General features: G+C 56.8%; 7 protein-coding genes and 1 pseudogene. 3 read left to right on the plus strand and 5 right to left on the minus strand.

Features of this window, described 5'->3' with window-relative positions; genetic code table 11:
- Positions 1 to 43 precede the first annotated feature (43 nt).
- Positions 44 to 1,483 (plus strand): DUF4214 domain-containing protein, encoded by a 1,440-nt coding sequence (locus L4923_RS24540; protein WP_239369727.1) that lies wholly within the window; start codon positions 44 to 46, stop codon positions 1,481 to 1,483.
- Between the two features lie 393 nt (positions 1,484 to 1,876).
- On the opposite strand, the gene L4923_RS24545 is transcribed toward L4923_RS24540, so the two are convergent.
- Complete coding sequence (locus L4923_RS24545) at positions 1,877 to 2,635, minus strand: response regulator transcription factor (protein ID WP_239369739.1); 759 nt, start codon at positions 2,633 to 2,635, stop codon at positions 1,877 to 1,879.
- Between the two features lie 579 nt (positions 2,636 to 3,214).
- A complete protein-coding gene (locus L4923_RS24550) occupies positions 3,215 to 3,433 on the minus strand; it encodes a hypothetical protein (RefSeq protein ID WP_239369728.1) in 219 nt (72 codons plus the stop codon).
- Between the two features lie 438 nt (positions 3,434 to 3,871).
- Between L4923_RS24550 and L4923_RS24555 the strand changes: the two genes are divergently transcribed.
- Positions 3,872 to 5,314, plus strand: coding sequence for a hypothetical protein (locus tag L4923_RS24555; protein ID WP_239369729.1), 1,443 nt, complete (start codon positions 3,872 to 3,874; stop codon positions 5,312 to 5,314).
- Between the two features lie 160 nt (positions 5,315 to 5,474).
- Here L4923_RS24555 and L4923_RS24560 read toward each other — a convergent pair whose 3' ends face one another.
- From L4923_RS24560 to L4923_RS24570, 3 genes are all read right to left on the minus strand, one after another.
- A complete protein-coding gene (locus tag L4923_RS24560) occupies positions 5,475 to 6,563 on the minus strand; it encodes a glycosyltransferase (protein ID WP_239369730.1) in 1,089 nt (362 codons plus the stop codon).
- Between the two features lie 295 nt (positions 6,564 to 6,858).
- Positions 6,859 to 7,341 (minus strand): hypothetical protein, encoded by a 483-nt coding sequence (locus tag L4923_RS24565; RefSeq protein WP_239369731.1) that lies wholly within the window; start codon positions 7,339 to 7,341, stop codon positions 6,859 to 6,861.
- 561 nt (positions 7,342 to 7,902) lie between these two features.
- Positions 7,903 to 8,187, minus strand: a complete 285-nt coding sequence (locus L4923_RS24570) for a hypothetical protein (protein ID WP_239369732.1) — start codon at positions 8,185 to 8,187, stop codon at positions 7,903 to 7,905.
- Between L4923_RS24570 and L4923_RS24575 the strand changes: the two are divergent.
- Positions 8,113 to 8,589: pseudogene (locus L4923_RS24575) on the plus strand (hypothetical protein); the annotation flags it as partial. The gene L4923_RS24570 and the pseudogene L4923_RS24575 sit on opposite strands and share 75 nt — an antisense overlap.

An 8,589-nucleotide genomic window follows, 5' to 3' on the forward strand; every position in this document is an offset into this window, starting at 1 on the left:
CGCAGTTCCGACTATTCCAACATCCAATATCGTGCAGGGAGGCATGATTGCCATGTCGTTTCGTTTCGCAGCTACTGCTGCTGTGTTGCTGACAACCGCCGCTCCCGCTTCCGCCGATTTGCTTTGGGGGGTGAATGGCCATCCGATAATCTCCTACCCGGACGTCCCGATCGAAAAACAACTCGATTTCGTCAAGGACCTTGGCCTCAAGTCATATCGGGTCAATGTTACCTCCGCAGATGAAGCAGATAAGCTTGCTAGCGTTGTGGTGGCGGGGAAAGAGAGAGGGATCGACATCCTGCCTGTGATCACACCCGGACTGGATCTAGCCGAGAACAGCCCGGATCAGCTCTATAGCGCAGCGCGGAAACTGGCGGTCACCCTAGGCTCCCGATTCAAGAGCGATATCCGCGTTTGGGAACTCGGCAACGAGATGGAGATCTACGCCCTCATAAAGCCTTGCGAAAAACGCGATGATGGATCGCAATATCCCTGTGCCTGGGGCACTGCGGCCGGCACTGGAGTGCTCGACTACTATGGTCCGCGCTGGGCGAAGGTGAGCGCCGTCCTCAGGGGCATGTCCGACGGAATGACGGCGATCGACCCGACCATAAGAAAGGCAATGGGTACGGCTGGCTGGGGTCATACTGGCGCCTTTGCGCGAATGAAGCAGGACGGGATCGCCTGGGACATCTCGGTCTGGCATATGTACGGAGAAGATCCGGAATGGGCTTTCCGCGAGATTTCGTCTTACGGCAAGCCTATCTGGGTCACCGAATTCAACAACCCCTACGGCAGCCAGCGCAGCGAGCGGGAGCAGGCCGATGGCGTCAGGCAAACCATGACGCGGCTTGCCGAACTCCAAGACAAGTACAACGTTGAAGCAGCGCACATCTATGAACTGTTGGATGAGACCTATTGGGCACCAAGCTTCGAAGCGAATATGGGTCTGGTCCGGCTCGCCGCCAACAACCATGGCAAATGGATAACGGGCGAACCGAAACCTGCCTACATGGCCGTTCGCGACATCACCCGCGGGCCGCGGCCGCTGCCCAAGCCGGAGCGACACTGTAATGCCGATGCCAATGCTGCCGATGAATCCAACCATATCCGGCAGGTGCGTTTTGCTTATTGCCTCGTTCTTGGCCAAGACGGCGATGCCGCCGGCGTGAAGCGTTGGTCTGACGCGCTCGAGAGTGGGGGTGCCGGAGTTGTCGACGTAATCATGGATGTGATCCGCTCCAAGGAATTCGAGGCCAAATACGCTGCGATCGGCCTCACGGATCGGGCCTATGTCAGTTTTCTTTACCTGCTGTTGTTGAATCGCCCAGCGGACAATTACGGACTGGAAACCTACGCTCGCCAGTTGCGAAGAGGATCAATGACGCGCGAAGCGGTGGCTTTGGGCATTGTTAATTCAAGCGAATTCAGATCCCGGCATGCCGCCATGAGGGACGCCTCGGACATACCGGCGCCGGGTTGAATCGAGTGCCGCCGGCAAATCGTCCGAAAAGAAAGATCCGAACCCAGGGTGAGCCCCATTTCGGGACGCTTTCCTACTTTTCGTTGCTGACCATCGATCTGATGGCAAACCGCCACGGAAACGCGGCTAACCGATGCAGGAAGCTCTCAACGCAAGGGTGGGTCGCTAAGCGTCTACCTCGCGACGCAGGACAACTGAATCCCACAAGCAGCAGCGTTAGCCAGATCCGAATGGCGCCCGACATTTCTTTCGGTGAAAGGCACGATGCGCGAGGCGACCTTCGCACGGCAGCGATCAGTGATCGGTCTGCGGCGATTGCGGAGCAGCCAAAAGGTGAAGAGAAGCAAAAAATGGTCCGTCGAGGGAAGCCTGGACGGACCATCTGAAACACTATCATTCTTGCGCCAGAGCGCCTTCACCGAAAAGGTCGTTGACCTTGTAAGCGACCTCCGTCCTGTTGGTCGCCTTCAATTTCCGCATGATGTTTCGAATGTGAACCTTCACAGTGCTTTCGCGCAGGTTCAGTTCGTGAGCTATGATCTTATTCGCCTTACCGCGCCGAAGCGCTTGAGCAACTTCCGCTTGCCGGTGTGTGAACATCGTCGTCAGCGAACGCGTGTCACGGCTTCCTGAAGCGATCAGATGCCGCATTGGCAGCACGCTGCTGGCCGGTACGAAGATACCGCCAGCTGCTGCAAGGTTGACGGCTTCAACGCAGACGTCGATGCCAACGGATGTCGGGATGTAGCCGCGTGCACCGCATTCGAGTGCCGTTAATATTTGTGCCAAGTCTTCTGTATCGGCCAATAATATTACCGGGACTGAACTGAACTCCGACGAAATCAACTTGATCTCATTCGCAATGCTTTGCTCGGTGATTTTGCGTCCGCCAAGGTTGAATAAAATGGCAGTCAAAGGAGGATATGCTCCTTTCTTTGTGCGCCACTCTTCGATTGTGCCCATGGCGGCAACTGTCATGCCAAGATCATGGTCCTCAAGGGCACCGGCCAGGCACTCCCGGTCCAAGGCCCTTCCGTCCAGAATAAGAAGGCATTCTCTGTCTGCCTGTTCCTTTCCTTCTCCAAGAGTGCTCGATGTGATTTCCGACTGATTTGTCGAAACAAGATTATGCAGTCCGATTGCAGAACCCATACTAAATACCCCACTTTCGCCCATACGCGTCGCCTCATGGCGGCCCGTTGTAACCTCCTCAAATTTCCGGAAATTCTTGAAGTTTTCTAAGCGGCCTGTGAAGACACAGCCGGACTTCTGCAACTTAGAGCGCCCGCCCGTTTCTCCCTACGCCACCTAGAATTGAATAGTTTATGCTTTACAAACGGTCGCTAACCTAAGTTAATTTTCTTAAAAAAAAATCTTTGGCTACTACCGTAGCGCTCAAAGGACTGCGGGTGACGGGCTGATCGGCTCAGGTTGGTAACCCGGTTATGCAGGAAAGCCGACATGCTCATCCGAAGGGGGATGATGGGCCGGGTGTCTGTTGGGGCGCCTAGCCCAAAAGGCTTCGTTGACGGCATACGCTGCCCGAGACGAACATCGGTGCGCCTGCGTCTGCCCGGGTGACGGGGTCTGTCTACGGATAATTCGGGACAGGATAGGGGGGCCACCCGCCCAGCCCCCAAGTGGCCCCCCTATCGCTCCGATGCGACCGAATTGCGTGGGAGCCGCCTGCCGGCTTGGAGTCAGGCGGATAGAGATCAATTTGTCTGGACGTCAGGCGTTTCCCTGTGGATCGACCTTACTCAGCCAGCGCTCGCTTGCTTCTTCTTTGCGAGCTGCGGCTTCGAAGGCATCGATCAACTTCCGGGCGGCTTTATTGGCAACGTGGGACTCGGGATATCGGGTGGTCACGGCCCGCGCCCGATCGTATATTTCTCTGAGTTGCTCCACCTGCTTGGGGCCAAATGCGCGATGCGCAATTTGGGTGGTCATAGCGCTTAACTCCTCATGCCGGAGCCTGGAAAAGCCAGCCCATACCCAGAACTCGATCAGTCTCCAATTGACACGACATCCAGCGATTGTGCGCAGAAGCGTGCCTGCAACCGTTGTATAGGCGTGGCATTCTCCGCCGTCGAGGCGTTCTTTAGTCTGGGCCCGCAAACTTGAGGTCAGCCGTTTGCAGGAGGGAGACGGTCGAAGTCCGAAAGTCGCCGGTGGAAGTCTTGCGCTGGTCCAGGTGCCCCATGCTCGCGTTCTCTCAGCGGGATGTGCAACGCTGCATCGTGTTGATTGGAATGAGGCTACGGCTTCCTGTGGAATGCACGACTACGCCGTTTGACTCACTTGCCGAGCTTGTGGGCGTGTCGAAAGATGCATCGTGAGAGCGCTGTGCGCCAGATCATGGGCAGCCGAGGGAGCGGCTCATCAGCAATGCAGGTGTCTTTGTTCGGGCTGCTGGTGTGCGTGGCAATTCTGGCCATTGCTTACTATGCCCGGGGCATGTTGATGGTCGGGCTGATCACGTCCCAGGCATTCGGAGCGACAACCGCCGCGACCCTCACTTTCCTGGGCGGGTCTTCTCCGCTGATCTACACGATGTTCGAGGCTTTGCTCGTCACGGCCGTCGCTGCGAGACGTCGCATCTGGCTCGACCTCGGAGGCGTGTTCGGGAGCATTCGCCCGATCTGGGTTCTCGCAAGCCTCATGATCTACGCCGTGATCGGAGCTTGGCTGTTTCCGCGGTTCTTTGCCGGGCAGACCGTCGTTTTCGTCCAGTCGAAAATCCGCGGTACCGTCGTGGAAGCCTCACTGACCCCGGTCTCGGGCAATATCTCTCAGACAGGTTATTTCATTCTCGGTGGGCTAACCACCATCGCGCTTTGCACCCTGCTGCTGCATGAGGAAAGGATCGATCAGATCCGCCGGGGATTCTTCCTGTGGTGCGGTCTGCACGCCGGCATGGGCGTGGTCGATTTTGTCGGCAAGAATGCAGGGATCGGCGATATGCTCGCCCCGATCAGAACCGCCAACTATGCGATAATAAGCAACGCCTACGAGGCTGGCTTCGCGCGCATTACAGGGCCTTTTTCGGAGGCCTCTTCCTTTGCCGGCGCTTCCCTGGCTTGCCTGGCATTCTCCTACACCTATTGGAGACGAACCAAGTCACGTCTTTCGCTGTGGCTGTCGGTTATCCTGCTTTCCCTGACTATTCTATCAACGTCTTCGACCGCCTATGTCGGCCTCGCAGTGCTGTGCATTCCGGTCATGCTCTCAATGTCAGCATCCGTCCTCCGAGGTAAGATAGAGCGCCAGGAGATATTGATTGTCCTGCTCATGGTGGTTGGTGTGGTCAGCATGATGGGTATCAGTCTCTACCGTGCTGACGCGCTGGATCCCTTCGTGAGACTCATCAACAGCACCATCATCAACAAGGCGGATTCCGCCTCCGGGCATGAGCGCGCCTACTGGAACGTCAAAAGCCTGCAGTCTTTTATCGACACAGGCGGCCTCGGAGTTGGTTTTGGCAGTTCGAGGGCGTCAAGCTGGCCGATCGCCGTGCTGTCTCAGCTCGGCCTCTTTGGGTCGCTGATGATGGCGATGCTGCTCGGCGTCCTGATCCGGGGGTTGAGGGGCGTGCAGGAATGGGTGGCGCCTGAGGCGGCTGCTGTCGTAATGAGCATCAGGAATGCCGCATTTGCCGGCATTATTGCCAACTCGGTATCAGGAGGCAGTGCCGACCCCGGCGTCCTCTTTTTCATCGCAATCGCCGTTGTCTCCGCCACGAGGGTCAAGGCCTTGCGCACAGCAACTGACATTGCGCGACGCCACTCCTTTCGGCCTGTACAATCGAGCCCTGCCTTCGATATCCGCTAGGCCAACTGCACGCTAGCCGTTGCTTGGAGGGTTCTCCCGTACCCATCGTTGCGATGAGTGGAGTTGGCTGGCTTCACTGTTTCATTCGCAACGACGGTCACACTGCGGCAGCTCAAAGGGGAGGTATGCCTACCTTGATAGATGAGCACCCAGCGTTGCGTCACCGCTCCATCAGAAGATCTCTCCACCTCTGCAGGAAGCGTTCTTTCGAGGCGCGTGCGGCAACCTCCCGCAACCTGTCACTGGTCTCTGCTTTTTCGGCTGAAGTCCGTGTGAGGGCGTGCCGCATGGCGGCTGCAATTGCGGCTGCGTCCCTGGCCGGTACTTGCAAACAAACATCCTCCACGGCTTCCACCAGCGCACTCTGTTCGGTGACAATGGGTAGCAGGCCCATATAGGCAGCCTCCAACGCCGGCATGCCGAACCCTTCGAGCAGGCTCGGCAGGACGAACGCTTCGGCATGGGTGTAAAGCCAGCGCAACTGGCAATCCGGAACATATCCCGGCATCACGATGCCAGGCACCGATTTCGCGACTTCGATGATCCTGTCGCGGCCTTCGCCGCGCGATCCGCATAGCACGTATTTGATGCCCTGCTGATAGAACCTACCGTCACGATATGCCTCGAGCGCAGCGATCTGGTTCTTGCGGGTTTCGAAGGCACCGACCGTCAAGAAGAAGGCACCGTCGAGCCCGGGAAGCGCCTTGAGCGGGCCTTCGAACAAGCCTGCGCGCACGTACAGCGGAATTGTGGTCAAGAAGCGGAAGTTCAAACCATGGATTGCAATGAAATTGTTCTTCGACCAGTCGCTGACGAAAACAACGCCAGGCCGATGCCTACAGATCTTGTCATACGCAACGCGATAATTCTCGACGGTCGAGGTGTCATAAAGATCGCTGTGGGTCAAAGGGCCGACGTCGTGGCAAAGGACGATGTCTCTTTCAGTCAGCTCCGATCTCAACACAAACAGAGGATCGAGAAAGACGCGAGTGCTTTTCCCGCTGGCCTTGGAACCGATCAAGCATCGTCGACTGTCTTTAAGCCAGTTGATTTCCATCATCATCAACCGGGCGGCGATCTTGCGGACCAGCCCTTCGGGAGCATTGCTACCGAGGCGCCAGTACCGAACCTGCGCGTGTTCCGGCACGAACTCCTGGCATAGGTCCCTGGCAATGTGCCAGGCCCCGGTTCTGTTCAATATCGACAGGGAGTTTTCAAAAAGCAGGCGTTCGGCGGCGGGTGCCGCCACCGAGGGAGCCGGTCGTGCTTTTGCCGGTCCATCCTCCGGACCTTGCCGCTTCTCGATATCCAGCAAATCGTTCCCCCGATTGCAGTCTTTGGACTGTCGGCGGCTTTCATCCGATAGTCAGGCCATATCGGGAAAATCGTCGTAAGTTTCAGTTTGATTGCTAACAGCCTATTGATCGGCGGCTTTTTTTGTCAACAGAACCGCTAGCCAGGAGGCTCGCCAAAAAGGACGGGTTAGTACTAAGCTTATTGGATAACTCAGTAGCCGCCGACCCGCCGAGGAATAGACGGCCTCTCTATTGCGGGAAGCCGTTGGTGTGCACGACGTGCCAGATTCCCTTGTTCACCTCGGTAATGTCGCCGATGCAATCGGAAATCCTGGCGATTTCCGCATTATCCATCGCTTCCACTTTCCCGTATTTGATCGAATCCTTGCCGTCGAAGATGCGCATCAGATGCGTGTGGGAGATGTCTCCCTTGCTGTCGAATGAATAGATACAGTGGTTGTATTTGTTCCGCAGTTTGGACTGTTCATTGAGCCGCTGGAGAAGCGGAAGAATTTCCTCTCGGTATTTTTTCGGGGTTTTCTTCATCTTCGCGAGCCGTTCAACGAGGTCGATCCGGGCTCGCGTCGTATTGAGGGTCAGGAAGATGACGATGGCGGTTTCCTTGTCGACCTTCGCCAGGCCGGCAATCAGGTGGATGAGCAGGCTTTCAGTGTTCGTCCATGTGTAGTTCAGACGCCCGATCAGGAGGAGTATTCGCTGGAAGTCGTCCATCCTCAATCCCCGCGTCATCGCCTTTCGATGCTGTTATTCTGTGCATCATGCTGCAGTCGTGTTCAACCACGCCGAAAGCTCCCGCCGGAGGGTCTAGTCGATTGGCGGGATTGACGTCCTTCCTTGGTGGTACAGGATCAGCCAATTGACTGTGCACCGGTGACGCATTGCCGGCCGGATGATGGGTTTTTCATCCATTTGGTGCTCTAAATTAGCTCCAACGCATAACTAGGCGCGGGCTCCTCGCGGTCACAGACTGTCCGCGTCTCGAAAAGTCAGAGGCGCGGCTTTCCTATTTTTCAGTGTCGAAGGCTCCGAGGGGTGTTCGGTCCGGAGTTCAGTTGCACTGAATGAGGATGACAGCCGTTTTTTCCGAGAGGGTTTTTTGCTTCCAGAGCGCTTCAGTCGGGGGGCTGCTGGTTTGTTCCTAGTTCTGGAAGCTCAATTGCCCTGATGTGCAACCGCCGATGCGGCCAAGGACCTCTTGAAGATGAATGGGGTCATGCTGGATCGGCCTTACCATGAGATGGAACTATGGCTCCCCGAAACTCTTCCCAGCATTCAACGTTTTTCCCGCTCGATCCCAGTCAGGATCAGAACCAGGAACAGAGCGAAGCTCAAGCTCAGCTCCAGGTAGAAGCGCAAGGCCAAGGCCAAGGCCAGGGTCAAGGCCAGGGCCAGCATCAATCCAGCTACTCCAGCAATGAAAACGGCAATGGCAATGGCAATCTCAACCTGAATGGCAATGGCAACCTCAATCTGAACAAGGCCATCAACGAAAGCACGAACACCAATTCGAATTCGAGCACCAATACGAACTCGAACACCAATACCAGCACCACGCATGTGAATGTCGATGTGGGACTAGATCTCACCGGCTATCAGCCGAGCGACGATGATTTCGCCGACATCAAGCTCGACGGAGGTGCCCAGATCGACAAGCTGCTGGTCAACCATGATGGCCAGATCTTCTACAATCCCGGCGATGGCGCCTCGTTCAACGACGTCCTGAACGGCTCGCTCAACGGCGAAGGCAACGATACCGCCGTCTCGCTCGCCCAGGTCAACAATATGAGCGACGACGATTCGATTGGAAACGCATCGGTTTCCAATACTGGCATCTTCGAGCAGAATGGCGATGCCACCGGCGGCGACGCCCGATCCGGTGACGGCCTCACGGCTGGCGGCGGCGGTGGTGGTGGCGGCGGCTCCGGCCACGCCAATGGCGGCGACGGTGGCAACGGGCAC

Origin of the sequence: Terribium retamae (assembly GCF_022347545.1) — a bacterium.
Lineage (GTDB): Bacteria > Pseudomonadota > Alphaproteobacteria > Rhizobiales > Rhizobiaceae > Mesorhizobium > Mesorhizobium retamae.

Bases quoted from the DNA above. Each gene is read 5' to 3' on its own strand.
- L4923_RS24565 (WP_239369731.1), bottom strand. From the start codon at position 7,341: ATGGACGACTTCCAGCGAATACTCCTCCTGATCGGGCGTCTGAACTAC.
- L4923_RS24570 (WP_239369732.1), bottom strand. From the start codon at position 8,187: ATGCGTGGTGCTGGTATTGGTGTTCGAGTTCGTATTGGTGCTCGAATT.
- L4923_RS24540 (WP_239369727.1), top strand. From the start codon at position 44: ATGATTGCCATGTCGTTTCGTTTCGCAGCTACTGCTGCTGTGTTGCTG.
- L4923_RS24545 (WP_239369739.1), bottom strand. From the start codon at position 2,635: ATGGGTTCTGCAATCGGACTGCATAATCTTGTTTCGACAAATCAGTCG.
- L4923_RS24550 (WP_239369728.1), bottom strand. From the start codon at position 3,433: ATGACCACCCAAATTGCGCATCGCGCATTTGGCCCCAAGCAGGTGGAG.
- L4923_RS24555 (WP_239369729.1), top strand. From the start codon at position 3,872: ATGCAGGTGTCTTTGTTCGGGCTGCTGGTGTGCGTGGCAATTCTGGCC.